Source organism: Klebsiella sp. 10-1 (assembly GCF_009758445.1).
Taxonomy (GTDB): Bacteria; Pseudomonadota; Gammaproteobacteria; order Enterobacterales; family Enterobacteriaceae; genus Klebsiella; species Klebsiella scottii.
In genome coordinates, this window is sequence record NZ_WQRE01000019.1 from 265 (window position 1) to 15,471 (window position 15,207).

The following is a 15,207-nucleotide window of genomic DNA, read 5'->3' on the forward strand; positions in this document are numbered from 1 at the left end:
AACGCGGCTTTCGCTCAGCGTTGCGAGGTGGCGTATATTACGCTTTCCTCTTTCAGAGTCAACCCTTTAATTCAGGATTTTTCTCTTCAACCGAACCGGCCATCTGGTGTGAAGTGATTCACATCCGCCGTGTCAGTGGGAGCGCATTATAGGGATCCCATTCTATTGCACAAGTCTTTTATCGATCTTTTTTTCCGGATGATGCTTTTTCGCCCTTTTCGCAGCGTTATTGTTCGATCTGCTCAGTTTTTACCACAATAAAGGGTTGCAGGTGGCAGAGAAAGCCACCAAAGTCTTCGCACAACCCTGACTTATCGAGGTAAACATGTCCGCAAATTTACGTCCCTACAAAGATTTATTCCCACAAACAGGTCTGCGCGTGATGATCGATGCCACCAGCGTAGCGATTGGTGATGTCAGGATGGCTGATGATGTCAGCATCTGGCCGCTGGTTGCCATTCGCGGCGACGTTAACTATGTGCAAATTGGTCCTCGCACCAATATCCAGGACGGTAGCGTGCTGCATGTCACCCATAAATCATCATATAACCCACAGGGTAATCCCCTGATCGTTGGCGAAGATGTCACCATCGGCCATAAAGTGATGCTGCACGGCTGCACTATTGGTAACCGGGTGCTGGTCGGGATGGGGTCAATTCTGCTGGATGGTGTAGTAATAGAGGATGACGTGATGATTGGTGCCGGTAGTCTGGTACCACAGAATAAGCGACTGGCAGGTGGCTATCTTTATTTTGGCAACCCGGTGAAACAAATCCGCCCCCTGACGGAGGCGGAAATAGCGGGTCTGATCTATTCAGCAAACAACTACGTGAAATGGAAGAACGATTACCTGGATCAGGAAAACCAAACCCAACCCTGATCGTCTTCCTGCTGGTCGCGGATCATCTCATCCGCCTCTTCTTCCAGATCCCAGCGATGTTCGCGAAATGCAGCCAGCCAATGCGCTGGCTCTTTTCCACCAAACCGTTTCTCTAGCGTTACGCTTCTCATTGCACAGGTCAGCTGCATACCATGAACCAATGCGGGAAAAGTAATGCACTGTTTTTCAGTATCCCACTCTTCCCTGTCAGGAAACTGAATCGCCTGATTCACGGGTTCAATTCCTTATGCAAGGTTTGAATCACCGGAGTAATGTCTGGCAGTACACCATGCCACAGCAGTACAGCATGAGCGGCCTGGGCCACCAGCATACCTAAACCATCAGCGCACTGTTTCGCCCCATGCTGCTGGCACCAGGTCAGAAATGGCGTACTGCCCTGCTGATAAAACATGTCGTAGCAATGGACGTGCGTATTAATTAGCGAAGCGGGTATCGCAGGTACCTCACCGCCAATACCGCTGGAGGTCGCATTAATAATAAGATCGAACTCATGTTCAGCCAGCGCATCCATTTCCAGCGCACGAATACTGCCGGTGTGAGAAAAGAGTGCCGCCAGTTCATGCGCGCGGGAGCTGGTCCGGTTCACAATCGTCACGGCGCAATCGAGGGACAGAAGCGGTAACAGCACGCCGCGCGATGCCCCTCCAGCCCCGATAAGCAGGACACGAAAGCCAGGTTTAATAAAACCGAGCCGCTCCAGATCGCTCAGTAACCCGATGCCATCGGTGTTATCCCCCAGCAAACGGCCATCTTCCAGGCGTTTCAGGGTATTCACGGCCCCGGCCAGCGCGGCTCGCTCGGTGAGCTCATCGGCGCGAGCGAACGCTTCCTCTTTAAACGGAACGGTAACGTTGGCGCCTCGCCCCCCTTCATTAAAGAAGGCATTCAGGGTACTGATGAATTCATCTCGCGGCGCCAGAATACGCCCGTACGGATGTGCGATATGCAGCTGCTGCGCAAAAAGCTGATGAATGGCGGGCGATTTGCTGTGGGCGATCGGATTTCCAAAGACTGCGTAGCTTTCCATCACTTACCCCTGGCGGAAAAGTTCGCCCGTCAGGGCGTCGCGAATTTCAGACGGATTCTGACGGCCGCCGGTGACCCCATTAACCACCGGAAAATCGGCGCCAAACTGGGCGTGAACTTCAGCCGTGGTACGACAGGGAGGCAGGCCGGATAAATTCGCACTGGTCGAGACCAGCGGTTTTCCATAGGCCTCGCATAGCTCAACCACCAGAGGGTGATCGGTAACGCGTACCGCCAGCGAGTCAAAACGCCCGGTCAACCAGCGTGGGGTCGTTTTACGCGCCGGGAAGACAAAGGTCACCGGCCCTGGCCAGCAGCTAAAAATCTCCGCCAGCTGCGCCGCGCTAAGCTGAGAGTCATCTATATAAGGAAGTAACTGTTCAAAGCGGGCGGCGATAAGAATCAGGCCTTTCTCAACCGGCCGCTGTTTGAGGTCCAGCAGACGCATGACGGCGGTTTCGCTGTCAGGATCGCAGCCAACGCCAAAAACGGCTTCTGTGGGATAGGCGATGACGTGTTCATTATTCAGAACTGCCACAGCATGGGCGACGGCTTCTGATTGCAGGTTATTATTCACTGATTTGTTCCGCCGATATCGGCTTTCCACATTGTTTACTGGCACAAAAGCATTTAGCGCCCTGCGCCGTTTTCTTTTCGATTAATAGCGGATAGTGGCATTCAGGACACTCGCCCGCTATCGGTTTGAAGTTAATGACGAACTGGCAATCGGGGTAACGATCGCAGGAGTGAAAAGTTTTGCCGAAACGAGAGCGACGCTGAACCAAATGCCCCTGACCACACTGCGGGCACGCGATAGCTGTCTCATCAGGCTTATCAATAAGTTCAGTATGCTGACATTGCGGATAGCTGCTGCAGCCAATAAACATACCGAAGCGTCCCTGACGCAGCACCATCACGGCGCCACAGGATGGACACTCCTGCCCCTCCAGCACTTTAACGATATGTCCGTCCGCCTGACTTTTCAGGGGACGGACGTAGTTACAGTCCGGATAGTGCGAGCAGCCAAGAAACGGTCCATGCTTCCCGGAGCGGATTACCAGTTCAGCCCCGCACTGTGGACAGGGCTCATTTTTACGCACCTGAAACAGTGCTGATTTGGTCATAAATACTCGACGTTGCCGCAAAAAGATTAATGCAGCATACCTTCATTTACTTCGAAGAGTAATTCTTCCATCTGCTGATAGGCGTTTTCACAGCCCGGAATATTAAACAGCACCATCAGGATCACCCATTTAAGGTCTTCCAGTTCGAACTCTGCAGTATCCAGCGCCAGAACGCGCTCTATTACCATTTCTCGCGTTTCGAGGTTCAACACCTGAATTTGCTCGAGGAATAACAAGAATCCTCGGCAACTAGCATCCAGACGCTGACACTCTTCTTCGGTATAAATCCGTAAAGAGAGTGGATCAGAAGCCAGCTGCATGGGCGCGACAAGGCCCTCCTGATAATCAGCCAGTTTCTCGAGCCACATCAGCGCGTTATAAATATCTTCCCGTTCAAAACCGGCGTCGGTGAGATCCCGGGTCAGCTTATCCTGGTCTACGCGCATTTCTGCTTCGTTATGGATGTAAGTCTCAAACAAATACATGAGTACGTCGAACATGGCTTGCCCTCCTTAATCGGACATAGCCGCCGGGTACAGCTGCGATCCAGCCTGCTAACTCCAGTTCAAGTAGCTGAGCTACGGTCACTGGTACAGATTGGCCGGCACGTTCAGCGACAACGTCAACAGGTGTTACCTCATCTCCTACGTTAGCCAGGAGCTCAGGAAATGGCAATGCTACGGATGGCCGATCCGTGCAATTATTTATGTCGTATGGCGCATCACCCAGCCATAGCAGCTCATGCTGCCAGTATTCGACGATATCCTCTGGTGCCGTAACCGGGACTGCGCCCTGCTTGATGAGCCAATGCGGCCCCTCTGAGCCCGGGCTGCCTATCGGCCCGGGTAGCGCAAAAACCTCCCTTCCCTGTTCAAGCGCACAGCGGACGGTAACCAACGAGCCGCTTCTCAATGCAGCTTCAACAACCAATACTCCAATACTTAAGCCACTGATAATTCGGTTACGACGAGGGAAATTTCCAGGTAATGGAAGTGTGGCAAGAGGAAACTCCGAAAGCAGCGCCCCTCCGCTATCCACAATCTGCCTTGCTAAAGCGCTATGCCGACGCGGGTAAATATCGCCTAACCCATTCCCGAGCACAGCAATGCTTTTCCCATCTGCGGCAAGCGCGCCGCGATGGGCAACGCCGTCAATACCAATCGCCAGGCCGCTGGTAATCGTGACGCCATAGCGTGCCAGAGCTTCGCAAAACACTCTCCCCCAGCGTTCACCGTACCAGGAATGCGCGCGGCTCCCGACAACCGCTAGCTGCCTGCTGTGCAAAATAGCGGGGTCCCCCTTAACCAGAAGCGCGCCGGGATAATCAACGACTGCGCGCAGCTGCGGTGGGTAGAGAGGGCTGTCGGCCGACAGCAGATGATGTTCTGGCTGCTCCAGCCATTCCAGAGTGGCGTCGATATCCCGCTGGCCAAAGGTCAAAAATTGCCTCGACTGCGCCGCACTCAGGCCACAGAGACGTAAAGCCTCACTATTAAGCGCGGAAGCCGCGCCTATCCGGCGAGCGATGGTCAACATCGCCTCACCATACAGGCCGTTTACCCTCATCAGGCGTAGCCAAATCTCTGCGGGCGCCATCCATACTCCCCTGCCATAAGCGGCTTTAACAATCCTTGCGATTGGACAGTGAGACTGTCAATTAGAGGGGGTTTTGTCTAGAATAGAGGTAATAATCTTATCCACTCCTGAATACGAATCTGGATCTTTATGGCAGTTTTGCAAGTGTTACATATTCCGGACGAGCGCCTTCGCAAAGTCGCCGAGCCGGTAAAAGAAGTCAATGCAGAAATTCAGCGTATCGTCGATGATATGTTCGAGACGATGTACGCGGAGGAAGGTATTGGTCTGGCGGCAACCCAGGTTGATATCCATCAACGCATTATTGTTATTGATGTGTCGGAGAACCGTGAAGGTCAGCTGGTGTTAATTAACCCTGAGCTGCTGGAAAAAGACGGCGAAACCGGTATTGAAGAAGGCTGCCTGTCCATTCCGGAACAGCGTGCGCTGGTACCACGTGCCGAAACCGTGAAAATCCGCGCGCTGGATCGCGAAGGCAAGCCATTCGAACTGGATGCTGACGGCCTGCTGGCTATCTGTATTCAGCATGAAATGGATCATCTGGTAGGCAAACTGTTCATCGATTATCTGTCGCCGCTCAAACAACAGCGCATTCGTCAGAAAGTTGAAAAACTGGATCGTTTGCGTACGCGTGCCTGAGGACAAGGATTAACGTGTCACAATCATTACGTATTATTTTTGCGGGTACACCCGATTTTGCAGCGCGTCATCTTGACGCGCTGTTGTCGTCTGAGCACCAGATCGTTGGCGTTTTTACTCAGCCCGATCGCCCCGCTGGCCGCGGTAAAAAGCTCATGCCGAGCCCGGTAAAAGTGCTGGCAGAAGCTAACAATTTGCCGGTATTCCAGCCGGCATCCCTGCGACCACAGGAAAACCAGGAGCTGGTCTCCTCGCTTAATGCCGACGTCATGGTCGTCGTCGCTTATGGGCTGATCCTGCCCAAAGCGGTTCTGGATATGCCACGCCTTGGCTGTATTAACGTCCACGGTTCTCTTCTGCCTCGCTGGCGCGGAGCCGCTCCCATTCAGCGCTCGCTATGGGCCGGCGATGCGGAAACAGGCGTAACGATTATGCAGATGGATGTCGGTCTCGATACCGGCGATATGCTGTATAAGCTCTCCTGTCCGATTACCGCAGAAGATACCAGCGCCAGCCTGTATGACAAGCTGGCCGACCTCGGCCCGCAAGGGTTGCTGAACACCCTGGCTCAGTTAGCTAACGCAACCACTCAACCTGAAGTCCAGGATGAAGCCTTAGCCACCTACGCTGAGAAGCTCAGCAAAGAAGAAGCCCGTATCGACTGGTCGCTTTCTGCCGAACAGCTCGAACGCTGTATCCGCGCCTTCAATCCGTGGCCGATGAGCTGGCTGGAAATTGACGAGCAGCCGGTGAAGGTTTGGCAGGCATCGGCTATCGCCGAAATAAGTTCCGCTGAACCTGGCACCATTGTGGCTGCCAGCAAGCAGGGTATTCAGGTGGCAACCGGCGATGGCATTCTGAATCTGGAATCTCTGCAGCCTGCGGGTAAAAAAGCGATGAGCGCCCAGGATTTGCTCAATTCTCGCCGGGAGTGGTTTATCCCAGGTAACCGTCTTTCCTGACGGTAGTCACTTCTAAAGCCCGGATCTACCGGGCCTTTTTATTTTCGCGGTTATGAAAAAAAATCTTAATTTACGTAGTCTGGCGGCCCAAGCCGTTGAGCAGGTTGTCGAGAAGGGGCAGTCGTTAAGCAACGTGCTGCCGCCGTTGCAGCAGAAAGTCGGTGAAAAAGATAAAGCGCTGCTGCAGGAGCTGTGCTTTGGCGTCCTGCGCACTCTTAGCCAGATGGAATGGCTGATCAATAAGCTGATGGCTCGCCCTATGACGGGAAAACAGCGTACCGTTCACTATTTAATTATGGTCGGCTTTTATCAGCTGCTGCACACCCGTATCCCCGCCCATGCGGCGCTGGCGGAAACGGTTGAAGGTGCGGTAGCTATTAAGCGTCCGCAGCTCAAAGGGCTGATTAACGGCGTGCTGCGCCAGTTTCAACGCCAGCAGGAAGAATTGCTTAACGAATTCGCCGAAAGCGACAGCCGCTTCCTGCACCCCGCATGGCTACTCAAACGCATCCAAAGAGCCTGGCCCCAGCAGTGGCAGGCCATTGCGGATGCCAACAACCAACGTCCACCAATGTGGCTACGTGTTAATCGCAATCATCACTCACGCGATGAATGGCTGGTGCTCCTTGAAGAGGCGGGCATGCAGGGGTTCTCTCACCCGGACTATCCGGATGCCGTACGTCTGGCGACGCCGGCATCTGTACAGGCATTGCCCGGTTTTGAGCAAGGCTGGGTCACCGTTCAGGATGCTTCAGCCCAAGGTTGTATGCGCTATCTGACCCCGGAAAATGGTGAAAGGATCCTCGATCTTTGCGCCGCGCCCGGCGGCAAAACAACTCATATTCTGGAAGTCGCGCCACAGGCCAGCGTACTGGCTGTCGATATCGATGACCAGCGTCTGTCCCGTGTCTACGACAACCTGAAGCGTCTGGGAATGAAAGCCCAGGTAAAACAGGGGGATGGCAGATATCCAACCCAGTGGTGCGCTGATGAAAAGTTCGATCGTATTCTGCTCGATGCGCCCTGCTCTGCAACTGGCGTAATTCGCCGCCATCCCGATATTAAATGGCTGCGTCGTGACCGCGATATCGCGGAGCTGGCACAGCTTCAGGCGGAAATTCTTGACGCCATCTGGGCACATCTGAAGCCCGGCGGTACCCTGGTCTATGCGACCTGCTCAATTCTGCCGGAAGAAAATAGCCAGCAAATTGCGGCATTCCTGACGCGCACGCCTGACGCAGAACTTAGCATTACCGGGACGCCTGAGCAGCCTGGACAGCAAAATCTGCCCGGAGCGGAAGAGGGTGATGGGTTCTTTTACGCTAAGCTGATCAAACATCGGAAATAATGGATCACTGCTGATGAAGATTATTATTCTGGGCGCCGGACAGGTTGGCGGGACTCTCGCGGAAAACCTCGTCGGAGAGAACAACGATATTACCCTGGTCGATACCAATGGTGACCGCCTGCGCAGTCTGCAGGACAAGTTTGACCTGCGTGTTGTTCAGGGACACGGCTCCCATCCGCGCGTACTGCGCGAGGCCGGAGCTGATGATGCGGATATGCTGGTTGCCGTCACCAGTTCTGATGAAACCAATATGGTGGCCTGCCAGGTCGCCTATTCCCTGTTTAATACGCCTAATCGCATTGCCCGTATTCGTTCTCCGGACTACGTACGTGACGCCGATAAACTGTTCCACTCCGAAGCCGTACCGATTGACCATCTGATCGCGCCGGAACAGCTTGTTATCGACAATATTTACCGCCTGATTGAGTATCCAGGTGCGCTGCAGGTCGTAAACTTTGCCGAAGGGAAAGTGAGTCTGGCGGTCGTTAAAGCCTACTACGGTGGTCCGTTGGTAGGTAACGCGCTCTCGACAATGCGTGAACATATGCCGCATATCGACACGCGCGTAGCGGCTATTTTCCGCCACGATCGCCCTATTCGGCCCCAGGGTTCGACCATTGTTGAAGCCGGCGATGAAGTGTTCTTTATCGCCGCATCCCAGCATATTCGCGCCGTGATGAGCGAGCTGCAGCGCCTGGAGAAACCCTATAAGCGCATCATGCTGGTTGGCGGCGGAAATATTGGCGCGGGTCTGGCCCATCGGCTGGAAAAAGATTATAGCGTGAAGTTAATTGAACGCGATCAGCAGCGCGCCGCCGAGCTGGCTGAAAAGCTACAAAATACCATCGTCTTTTATGGCGACGCCTCGGATCAGGAGCTCCTCGCAGAAGAGCATATTGATCAAGTCGACCTCTTCATTGCCGTTACTAATGATGACGAAGCCAACATCATGTCGGCAATGCTGGCCAAGCGGATGGGGGCCAAAAAGGTCATGGTTCTTATCCAGCGAAAAGCCTACGTTGACCTGGTTCAGGGCAGCGTCATCGATATCGCTATCTCCCCTCAACAGGCAACCATTTCAGCGCTGCTCAGCCATGTCCGTAAAGCCGATATCGTTGGCGTCTCTTCCCTGCGCCGCGGCGTAGCTGAAGCTATCGAAGCCGTCGCCCACGGAGATGAAAGCACCTCGCGCGTAGTGGGTCGATCGATCGATGAGATCAAGCTTCCCCCGGGGACGATCATTGGCGCCGTGGTTCGCGGAAATGATGTAATGATCGCCAATAATAATTTGCGTATTGAGCAGGGCGACCACGTAATTATGTTCCTGACCGACAAAAAATTTATCTCCGATGTCGAACGGCTGTTCCAGCCAAGCCCTTTCTTCCTGTAATTTATTTGGGCGCCGGTAACGCGCCCATGTCCATTAACCTTTATTTAGCAATGGATAATATTTTTATGCAATTATTCAACAATAATGGAAAATGGAAATACATTTGATAAACTTATCCCTGTCAGCTGGTTCAAGGAGAATAGAATGAGTATTTTAAAAGAGTTTCGCGATTTCGCGATGCGCGGGAATGTGGTCGATCTGGCAGTGGGTGTCATCATTGGTGCAGCATTCGGTAAAATTGTATCGTCACTGGTTGCCGATATTATTATGCCGCCGCTTGGCCTGCTTATTGGTGGGATCGATTTTAAATCTTTCGCCGTCACGCTGCGCGATGCTCAGGGAGATATCCCGGCCGTTGTGATGCATTATGGCGTGTTTATTCAGAACGTTTTTGACTTCGTCATCGTAGCGTTTGCCATCTTTATGGCAATTAAACTGATGAATAATCTGAACCGTAAAAAAGCAGAGGCCCCTGCAGCACCGCCGGCACCGACTAAAGAAGAAGTGCTGCTGAGTGAAATTCGTGACCTGTTAAAAGAGCAGAATAACCGTTCTTAATCAGGCTACCGAAAGCAGAAAGCCAGTGGTAAAAAAGTGATTCACTCTCTTGCCACTGGCCTCCCGGTCACTCCGTCCTGCATATTTTTCTTTTCGCTGATAGCTTCCTTTCCCTTTCTTGTTTTTCTCAACGCGTTGTCTGAACAGCGGATCATGAAGCAGTGCCTCAATGGCATTATCTTTTATTTGCCCTTTTGTATGCTGATAGCGACTCATAGTTACTCCTGATGGTGAGTGAGATCGACGCGAGTGTAGATCTACACGCGCAAAAAATCAACGCCCTGCATTAGCGCTGCTGGCCCCCTGCTCAAGCGCTTCAAGAATGGAACAGTAGACGCTGCTGTGAGCGCTGCCGCAGCATGCATCGTTAAGTCTCTGTAAGGACCGGCGCATCGCTTGTAATTCCTTAATACGCGACTCAACTTCGCTCAGGCGCGCCTGCACGATTCCCTTTGATTCCTGGCAGGTATGATGCTCCGGATCGATGCGGATCGATAGCAGTTCACGGATCGATTCGAGCGTAAACCCGAGCTGCCGCGCGTAGCGGATAAAACGTAGCCGCTGAAGGTCATTGTCGGTATAAAGACGAAATCCGCCCTCAGTACGAACGTCGTGGGCCATCATCTGCTGCTTTTCGTAGTAGCGAATGGTATCGGGAGTGACATCCGCCAGCTTTGCGAGCTCACCAATGCGATACATACTTACTCCTCACTTATCTTGTGTTGCAGCCTCGCAGAATACTCACCGCGCAGAAAATCAGTATTTAACCCAGCCTGGCGTAGCTTCAGTTCGAGCAAAGCAAGTCTTCGGCTCAGTTCGACATGCTGCGGGTCATCCTGACGAATGACTTTAAGCAAATCAACCAGCGCAACGGCTTCTCTGCGATGTTCCAGCTCAGGAGGTAAACAGCCGGCGTTCTTGAGTAAACGGTAGCTGACGCGTAGTTCAGGTGGCACATGCAGATCGTCATCCAGTGTCAGCGGTTCACCGCGGCCAGGAAGATTATCAAAGTCACCTTTGTTTTGTGCATCAAGGATATGGCGTTCTGCCCACTGATCCAGCAACCACATCATACGGCTCCGGGGATGAACAAAAAGAATACAGATAGTGTAATGAAGCAGAGATGGCGAGGATATAAAAAAACCCGCCGAAGCGGGTTTTTTTACGTTACTACAGATTACTCTGCAGCAGCTTCTGCTTTCGGCTCAGCACGATCAACCAGCTCGATGTATGCCATCGGCGCGTTGTCGCCTGCACGGAAGCCACACTTCAGAATGCGAGTGTAACCACCGGCGCGGCTCGCGAAACGCGGGCCCAGCTCGTTAAACAGTTTTGCCACGATCTCGTTATCACGAGTACGGGCGAATGCCAGACGACGATTAGCTACGCTATCAGTCTTGGCAAGAGTAATCAGCGGCTCAACTACGCGACGCAGTTCTTTCGCTTTCGGCAGGGTCGTCTTGATGATTTCATGACGAACCAGCGAACCAGCCATGTTACGGAACATAGCCTGGCGATGGCTGCTGTTGCGGTTCAGTTGACGACCACTCTTACGATGGCGCATGACCTTATCCTTCTCAGTAAAACCTTAACCTGTGATCCGGTTACTCGTCAGCAATGCTTGCCGGTGGCCAGTTTTCCAGGCGCATGCCCAGAGACAGACCACGTGAAGCCAGCACGTCTTTAATCTCAGTAAGAGATTTTTTACCCAGGTTCGGCGTTTTCAGCAACTCAACCTCGGTACGCTGTACCAGATCACCGATATAGTGGATAGCTTCTGCCTTCAGGCAGTTAGCAGAGCGGACAGTCAATTCGAGATCGTCAACAGGGCGCAGCAGGATCGGATCGAATTCTGGTTTCTCTTCTTTCACTTCCGGCTGACGTACATCACGTAAGTCAACGAAAGCTTCAAGTTGTTCTGCCAGGATGGTTGCCGCACGACGAATCGCCTCTTCAGGATCGATTGTGCCGTTGGTTTCCATTTCGATGACCAGCTTGTCCAGGTCGGTACGCTGTTCTACACGCGCTGCTTCAACATTGTAGGCAATACGCTCTACGGGGCTGTAGCATGCGTCGACCAGCAGACGGCCGATTGGGCGCTCATCTTCTTCCGAATGAATTCGGGCAGAAGCCGGCACATAACCACGACCGCGCTGAACTTTGATACGCATGCTAATAGCAGCGTTCTCATCGGTCAGGTGGCAGATCACATGTTGCGGCTTGACGATTTCGACATCACCATCATGGGTGATGTCGGCTGCGGTCACAGGGCCAATGCCAGATTTATTCAAAGTAAGGATAACTTCATCTTTACCTTGAACTCTCACCGCAAGCCCTTTCAGGTTGAGCAGGATTTCAAGGATATCTTCCTGAACGCCTTCTTTGGTGCTGTACTCGTGCAGTACACCATCAATCTCAACCTCGGTCACCGCGCAACCCGGCATCGATGAGAGCAGAATACGGCGCAGTGCGTTACCCAGAGTATGGCCAAAGCCACGCTCTAAAGGCTCAAGGGTCACCTTGGCGTGCGTCGAACTCACTTGCTCGATATCGACCAGGCGCGGTTTTAGAAACTCTGTCACAGAACCCTGCATTGTGTCCTCTCTTTGGTACTAAGCTTTACTTGGAGTAAAGCTCGACGATCAGGTGTTCGTTAATGTCCGCAGACAGATCAGAACGTTCCGGCTGACGCTTGAACGTACCTTCCATCTTGCCAGCATCAACTTCCAGCCAGGTTGGCTTTTCACGCTGCTCAGCCAGCTCCAGAGCGGCTTTCACGCGAGATTGCTTTTTCGCTTTCTCACGAATGCTGACGACGTCATTCGCTTTAACCTGATAAGAAGCGATGTTAACAACACGACCGTTTACCATGATAGCTTTATGGCTAACCAGCTGACGTGATTCAGCACGAGTAGCGCCGAAGCCCATACGGTATACAACGTTGTCCAGACGACCTTCCAGCAGAGCCAACAGGTTTTCACCGGTGTTGCCTTTCAGACGTGCTGCTTCTTTATAGTAGTTACGGAACTGACGCTCCAGCACACCGTACATACGGCGAACTTTTTGCTTTTCACGCAACTGCACACCATAGTCAGACAGACGCGGTTTACGCGCACCGTGCTGGCCAGGAGCTTGTTCAATTTTACACTTGGTATCGATCGCGCGAACGCCAGACTTAAGGAACAGGTCTGTGCCCTCACGACGGCTCAGCTTGAGCTTAGGACCCAAATATCTTGCCATTTTCTTTCTCCAACAATCCTAGAAACGAGCGCGTTATACGCGACGTTTTTTCGGCGGACGACAACCGTTATGAGGGATCGGAGTCACATCAGTAATATTAGTGATGCGGAAACCAGCGGCGTTCAGAGCACGAATAGTAGATTCGCGACCCGGACCCGGACCTTTGACCATAACTTCCAGATTCTTGATGCCGTATTCTTTTACGGCTTCAGCGCAACGCTCTGCTGCAACCTGAGCTGCAAACGGAGTTGATTTACGAGAACCACGGAAACCGGAACCACCGGCTGTTGCCCAACCCAGCGCGTTACCCTGACGATCGGTAATGGTAACGATGGTGTTGTTAAAAGACGCATGGACATGAGCCACGCCATCAGAGACTTGTTTTCTTACACGTTTACGTGCACGAACTGGTGCCTTTGCCATTATTCAATCACCCCGATTATTTCTTGATCGGTTTACGCGGACCCTTACGGGTACGTGCGTTGGTCTTAGTACGCTGACCGCGAACCGGAAGACCACGACGATGGCGTAAACCACGATAGCAACCAAGGTCCATCAGACGCTTGATGCTCAGGGTGATTTCACGGCGCAGATCACCTTCAACGACAAATTTACCTACTGCTTCACGCAGGGATTCAATTTGTTCCTCAGACAGCTCACTGATCTTAACATTTTCAGCGATACCCGTGTCAGCACAGATGGCTTTAGAACGGGTCTTGCCGATACCGAAAATAGCAGTTAATGCGATTACGGTATGTTTGTGATCAGGAATGTTAATGCCTGCTATACGGGCCACTATGCACTCCTACTATTTAATATGTACGCACCATGCTGAAAAGCCCGTTTTCAGGATACTCAAATGGAAACGCACAGACATACAAAAGATTGGCTGGCTAATCTAGCCAGCTCAATCCAACTTTGCAAGAAAAATATGCGAAAAAATCAGCCTTGGCGCTGTTTATGCTTTGGCTCGGCACTGCAAATCACACGGATGACACCATCACGCTTAACGATTTTGCAGTTACGGCATAATTTCTTGACGGAAGCACGAACTTTCATTTTTACTCTCCGTAACTTCTCAGGCGACCAGTTATCGGCCGTAGCCTTTCAGGTTCGCCTTCTTCAATGCAGACTCGTACTGACTTGACATCATCAGAGTTTGCACTTGAGCCATAAAGTCCATAATCACGACGACAACAATTAGCAGCGAGGTTCCACCGAAGTAGAACGGCACCTTCATTGCATCACGCATGAACTCCGGGATCAGGCAGATAAAGGTAATATACAGCGCACCAACCAGAGTCAGACGAGTCATTACTTTATCGATATACTTCGCCGTTTGCTCTCCCGGACGAATTCCTGGTACAAATGCACCGGACTTCTTCAGGTTATCTGCTGTTTCACGCGGGTTGAAAACCAAAGCCGTGTAGAAGAAACAGAAGAATATGATTGCAGACGCATAGAGTAACACATAAAGCGGTTGCCCAGGCTGCAAATACAGCGAAATTGTTGTCAGCCAGTTCCAACCGGTTCCGCCCCCGAACCATGACGCGATGGTCGCAGGGAACAGAATAATACTGGAAGCGAAGATTGCAGGGATTACACCCGCCATATTCACTTTCAGCGGCAAATGTGTGCTCTGTGCAGCATAGACGCGACGACCCTGTTGACGCTTCGCGTAGTTCACCACAATGCGGCGTTGACCACGTTCAACGAATACAACAAAGAAGGTCACGGCAAACACTAATACTGCAACCAATAGCAACAGGAGGAAGTGCAGGTCGCCTTGACGCGCTTGCTCGATAGTATGGGCGATGGCCGGCGGGAGACCCGCAACGATACCAGCGAAGATAATGATCGAGATACCGTTACCGATACCACGTTCAGTAATCTGTTCGCCGAGCCACATCAGGAACATCGTTCCTGTGACCAGACTTACAACAGCGGTGAAATAGAATGCAAAGCCCGGATTCATCACCAGGCCCTGCATACCAGGCATATTCGGCAGACCGGTAGCAATACCGATCGACTGGAATATCGCCAGCACCAGAGTACCGTAGCGGGTGTACTGGCTGATCTTACGACGACCAGACTCCCCTTCTTTCTTCATTTCTGCTAACGGCTGATAAACAACCGTCAGCAGCTGGACAATAATCGATGCCGAAATATACGGCATGATGCCCAAGGCAAAGATAGAAGCACGGCTGAGAGCACCACCAGAGAACATGTTAAACATTTCAATGATAGTGCCTCGCTGTTGCTCAAGCAGTTTGGCAAGTACAGCGGCATCAATACCAGGGATCGGAATAAAAGAACCAATACGGAATACGATCAGCGCACCGATAACAAACAAAAGTCTGCGTTTCAGTTCGCCAAGTCCACCTTTGGCACTTTGAAAATCTAATCCCGGTTGCTTAGCCATC

Annotated in this window: 22 protein-coding genes; 6 read left to right on the forward strand and 16 right to left on the reverse strand. The window is 52.2% G+C overall.

What is annotated here, in order from left to right; genetic code table 11:
- Positions 1 to 325: 325 nt before the first annotated feature.
- Complete coding sequence (locus tag GO007_RS28320; RefSeq protein WP_045854074.1) at positions 326 to 880, forward strand: gamma carbonic anhydrase family protein; 555 nt, start codon at positions 326 to 328, stop codon at positions 878 to 880.
- Here the strand turns inward: GO007_RS28320 and GO007_RS28325 are convergent.
- The 6 genes from GO007_RS28325 to dprA are packed head-to-tail and all read right to left on the reverse strand — an operon-like array spanning position 856 to position 4,647.
- Positions 856 to 1,113, reverse strand: coding sequence for a DUF1488 family protein (locus GO007_RS28325; RefSeq protein ID WP_095105689.1), 258 nt, complete (start codon positions 1,111 to 1,113; stop codon positions 856 to 858). The two genes, GO007_RS28320 and GO007_RS28325, sit on opposite strands and share 25 nt — an antisense overlap.
- On the reverse strand, positions 1,110 to 1,928 hold the full coding sequence (gene aroE, locus GO007_RS28330; RefSeq protein ID WP_095105690.1) for a shikimate dehydrogenase: 819 nt from the start codon (positions 1,926 to 1,928) through the stop codon (positions 1,110 to 1,112). Before aroE ends, GO007_RS28325 begins: the two co-directional genes overlap by 4 nt.
- Before the next feature lie 3 nt (positions 1,929 to 1,931).
- Positions 1,932 to 2,504 carry an L-threonylcarbamoyladenylate synthase type 1 TsaC gene (gene tsaC / locus GO007_RS28335; RefSeq protein ID WP_095105691.1) on the reverse strand — a complete coding sequence of 191 codons (573 nt, stop codon included), beginning with the start codon at positions 2,502 to 2,504 and terminating at the stop codon, positions 1,932 to 1,934.
- Entirely contained in the window at positions 2,497 to 3,051 is a 555-nt protein-coding gene (locus GO007_RS28340) for a DNA topoisomerase family protein (RefSeq protein WP_095105692.1), read from the reverse strand. The genes tsaC and GO007_RS28340 overlap by 8 nt, the downstream gene beginning before the upstream one ends.
- A gap of 26 nt (positions 3,052 to 3,077) precedes the next feature.
- Entirely contained in the window at positions 3,078 to 3,551 is a 474-nt protein-coding gene (gene smg, locus GO007_RS28345) for a DUF494 family protein Smg (protein ID WP_041142952.1), read from the reverse strand.
- On the reverse strand, positions 3,523 to 4,647 hold the full coding sequence (gene dprA / locus GO007_RS28350; protein ID WP_095105694.1) for a DNA-protecting protein DprA: 1,125 nt from the start codon (positions 4,645 to 4,647) through the stop codon (positions 3,523 to 3,525). Before dprA ends, smg begins: the two co-directional genes overlap by 29 nt.
- 129 nt (positions 4,648 to 4,776) lie before the next feature.
- Between dprA and def the strand changes: the two genes are divergently transcribed.
- The 5 genes from def to mscL all read left to right on the forward strand — a co-directional run bounded on the left by def (position 4,777) and on the right by mscL (position 9,544).
- Positions 4,777 to 5,286 (forward strand): peptide deformylase, encoded by a 510-nt coding sequence (gene def, locus GO007_RS28355; RefSeq protein ID WP_041142954.1) that lies wholly within the window; start codon positions 4,777 to 4,779, stop codon positions 5,284 to 5,286.
- A gap of 14 nt (positions 5,287 to 5,300) precedes the next feature.
- Complete coding sequence (gene fmt / locus GO007_RS28360; RefSeq protein WP_095105695.1) at positions 5,301 to 6,248, forward strand: methionyl-tRNA formyltransferase; 948 nt, start codon at positions 5,301 to 5,303, stop codon at positions 6,246 to 6,248.
- Positions 6,249 to 6,300: 52 nt separating this feature from the next.
- The gene (gene rsmB, locus GO007_RS28365) at positions 6,301 to 7,596 is read left to right on the forward strand and encodes a 16S rRNA (cytosine(967)-C(5))-methyltransferase RsmB (RefSeq protein ID WP_095105696.1); all 1,296 of its coding nucleotides are present in this window, start codon (positions 6,301 to 6,303) and stop codon (positions 7,594 to 7,596) included.
- A 13-nt stretch (positions 7,597 to 7,609) separates the two neighbouring features.
- A complete protein-coding gene (gene trkA, locus GO007_RS28370; RefSeq protein WP_041142957.1) occupies positions 7,610 to 8,986 on the forward strand; it encodes a Trk system potassium transporter TrkA in 1,377 nt (458 codons plus the stop codon).
- Positions 8,987 to 9,130: 144 nt separating this feature from the next.
- Positions 9,131 to 9,544 carry a large-conductance mechanosensitive channel protein MscL gene (gene mscL / locus GO007_RS28375; protein WP_095105701.1) on the forward strand — a complete coding sequence of 138 codons (414 nt, stop codon included), beginning with the start codon at positions 9,131 to 9,133 and terminating at the stop codon, positions 9,542 to 9,544.
- Here mscL and GO007_RS28380 read toward each other — a convergent pair whose 3' ends face one another.
- The 10 genes from GO007_RS28380 to secY all read right to left on the reverse strand — a co-directional run bounded on the left by GO007_RS28380 (position 9,545) and on the right by secY (position 15,206).
- Positions 9,545 to 9,760 carry an alternative ribosome-rescue factor A gene (locus tag GO007_RS28380; protein ID WP_095105708.1) on the reverse strand — a complete coding sequence of 72 codons (216 nt, stop codon included), beginning with the start codon at positions 9,758 to 9,760 and terminating at the stop codon, positions 9,545 to 9,547. It lies immediately after the preceding gene.
- A gap of 57 nt (positions 9,761 to 9,817) precedes the next feature.
- Positions 9,818 to 10,243 (reverse strand): Zn(2+)-responsive transcriptional regulator, encoded by a 426-nt coding sequence (gene zntR / locus GO007_RS28385; protein WP_095105714.1) that lies wholly within the window; start codon positions 10,241 to 10,243, stop codon positions 9,818 to 9,820.
- A 2-nt stretch (positions 10,244 to 10,245) separates the two neighbouring features.
- The gene (locus GO007_RS28390) at positions 10,246 to 10,614 is read right to left on the reverse strand and encodes a DnaJ family domain-containing protein (protein ID WP_095105720.1); all 369 of its coding nucleotides are present in this window, start codon (positions 10,612 to 10,614) and stop codon (positions 10,246 to 10,248) included.
- A gap of 107 nt (positions 10,615 to 10,721) precedes the next feature.
- Positions 10,722 to 11,108 (reverse strand): 50S ribosomal protein L17, encoded by a 387-nt coding sequence (gene rplQ, locus GO007_RS28395; protein WP_002919206.1) that lies wholly within the window; start codon positions 11,106 to 11,108, stop codon positions 10,722 to 10,724.
- Between the two features lie 40 nt (positions 11,109 to 11,148).
- The gene (locus GO007_RS28400; protein WP_002919219.1) at positions 11,149 to 12,138 is read right to left on the reverse strand and encodes a DNA-directed RNA polymerase subunit alpha; all 990 of its coding nucleotides are present in this window, start codon (positions 12,136 to 12,138) and stop codon (positions 11,149 to 11,151) included.
- Positions 12,139 to 12,163: 25 nt separating this feature from the next.
- Complete coding sequence (gene rpsD, locus GO007_RS28405; protein WP_004868345.1) at positions 12,164 to 12,784, reverse strand: 30S ribosomal protein S4; 621 nt, start codon at positions 12,782 to 12,784, stop codon at positions 12,164 to 12,166.
- 33 nt (positions 12,785 to 12,817) lie between these two features.
- Complete coding sequence (gene rpsK, locus GO007_RS28410; RefSeq protein ID WP_004138423.1) at positions 12,818 to 13,207, reverse strand: 30S ribosomal protein S11; 390 nt, start codon at positions 13,205 to 13,207, stop codon at positions 12,818 to 12,820.
- A 16-nt stretch (positions 13,208 to 13,223) separates the two neighbouring features.
- Entirely contained in the window at positions 13,224 to 13,580 is a 357-nt protein-coding gene (gene rpsM, locus GO007_RS28415; RefSeq protein WP_004106333.1) for a 30S ribosomal protein S13, read from the reverse strand.
- Positions 13,581 to 13,726: 146 nt separating this feature from the next.
- Positions 13,727 to 13,843, reverse strand: coding sequence for a 50S ribosomal protein L36 (gene rpmJ / locus GO007_RS28420; RefSeq protein WP_000868187.1), 117 nt, complete (start codon positions 13,841 to 13,843; stop codon positions 13,727 to 13,729).
- Between the two features lie 31 nt (positions 13,844 to 13,874).
- Entirely contained in the window at positions 13,875 to 15,206 is a 1,332-nt protein-coding gene (gene secY / locus GO007_RS28425; RefSeq protein ID WP_041142963.1) for a preprotein translocase subunit SecY, read from the reverse strand.
- Between the last annotated feature and the right edge of the window lies 1 nt (position 15,207).

Excerpts from the sequence above, each read along its gene's own strand:
- rplQ (WP_002919206.1), bottom strand. The coding sequence starts at position 11,108 with ATGCGCCATCGTAAGAGTGGTCGTCAACTGAACCGCAACAGCAGCCAT.
- mscL (WP_095105701.1), top strand. The coding sequence starts at position 9,131 with ATGAGTATTTTAAAAGAGTTTCGCGATTTCGCGATGCGCGGGAATGTG.
- smg (WP_041142952.1), bottom strand. The coding sequence starts at position 3,551 with ATGTTCGACGTACTCATGTATTTGTTTGAGACTTACATCCATAACGAA.
- GO007_RS28390 (WP_095105720.1), bottom strand. The coding sequence starts at position 10,614 with ATGTGGTTGCTGGATCAGTGGGCAGAACGCCATATCCTTGATGCACAA.
- zntR (WP_095105714.1), bottom strand. The coding sequence starts at position 10,243 with ATGTATCGCATTGGTGAGCTCGCAAAGCTGGCGGATGTCACTCCCGAT.
- GO007_RS28400 (WP_002919219.1), bottom strand. The coding sequence starts at position 12,138 with ATGCAGGGTTCTGTGACAGAGTTTCTAAAACCGCGCCTGGTCGATATC.
- rsmB (WP_095105696.1), top strand. The coding sequence starts at position 6,301 with ATGAAAAAAAATCTTAATTTACGTAGTCTGGCGGCCCAAGCCGTTGAG.
- GO007_RS28320 (WP_045854074.1), top strand. The coding sequence starts at position 326 with ATGTCCGCAAATTTACGTCCCTACAAAGATTTATTCCCACAAACAGGT.
- rpsK (WP_004138423.1), bottom strand. The coding sequence starts at position 13,207 with ATGGCAAAGGCACCAGTTCGTGCACGTAAACGTGTAAGAAAACAAGTC.
- rpsD (WP_004868345.1), bottom strand. The coding sequence starts at position 12,784 with ATGGCAAGATATTTGGGTCCTAAGCTCAAGCTGAGCCGTCGTGAGGGC.
- secY (WP_041142963.1), bottom strand. The coding sequence starts at position 15,206 with ATGGCTAAGCAACCGGGATTAGATTTTCAAAGTGCCAAAGGTGGACTT.
- aroE (WP_095105690.1), bottom strand. The coding sequence starts at position 1,928 with ATGGAAAGCTACGCAGTCTTTGGAAATCCGATCGCCCACAGCAAATCG.
- GO007_RS28380 (WP_095105708.1), bottom strand. The coding sequence starts at position 9,760 with ATGAGTCGCTATCAGCATACAAAAGGGCAAATAAAAGATAATGCCATT.
- GO007_RS28340 (WP_095105692.1), bottom strand. The coding sequence starts at position 3,051 with ATGACCAAATCAGCACTGTTTCAGGTGCGTAAAAATGAGCCCTGTCCA.
- rpmJ (WP_000868187.1), bottom strand. The coding sequence starts at position 13,843 with ATGAAAGTTCGTGCTTCCGTCAAGAAATTATGCCGTAACTGCAAAATC.
- def (WP_041142954.1), top strand. The coding sequence starts at position 4,777 with ATGGCAGTTTTGCAAGTGTTACATATTCCGGACGAGCGCCTTCGCAAA.
- dprA (WP_095105694.1), bottom strand. The coding sequence starts at position 4,647 with ATGGCGCCCGCAGAGATTTGGCTACGCCTGATGAGGGTAAACGGCCTG.
- trkA (WP_041142957.1), top strand. The coding sequence starts at position 7,610 with ATGAAGATTATTATTCTGGGCGCCGGACAGGTTGGCGGGACTCTCGCG.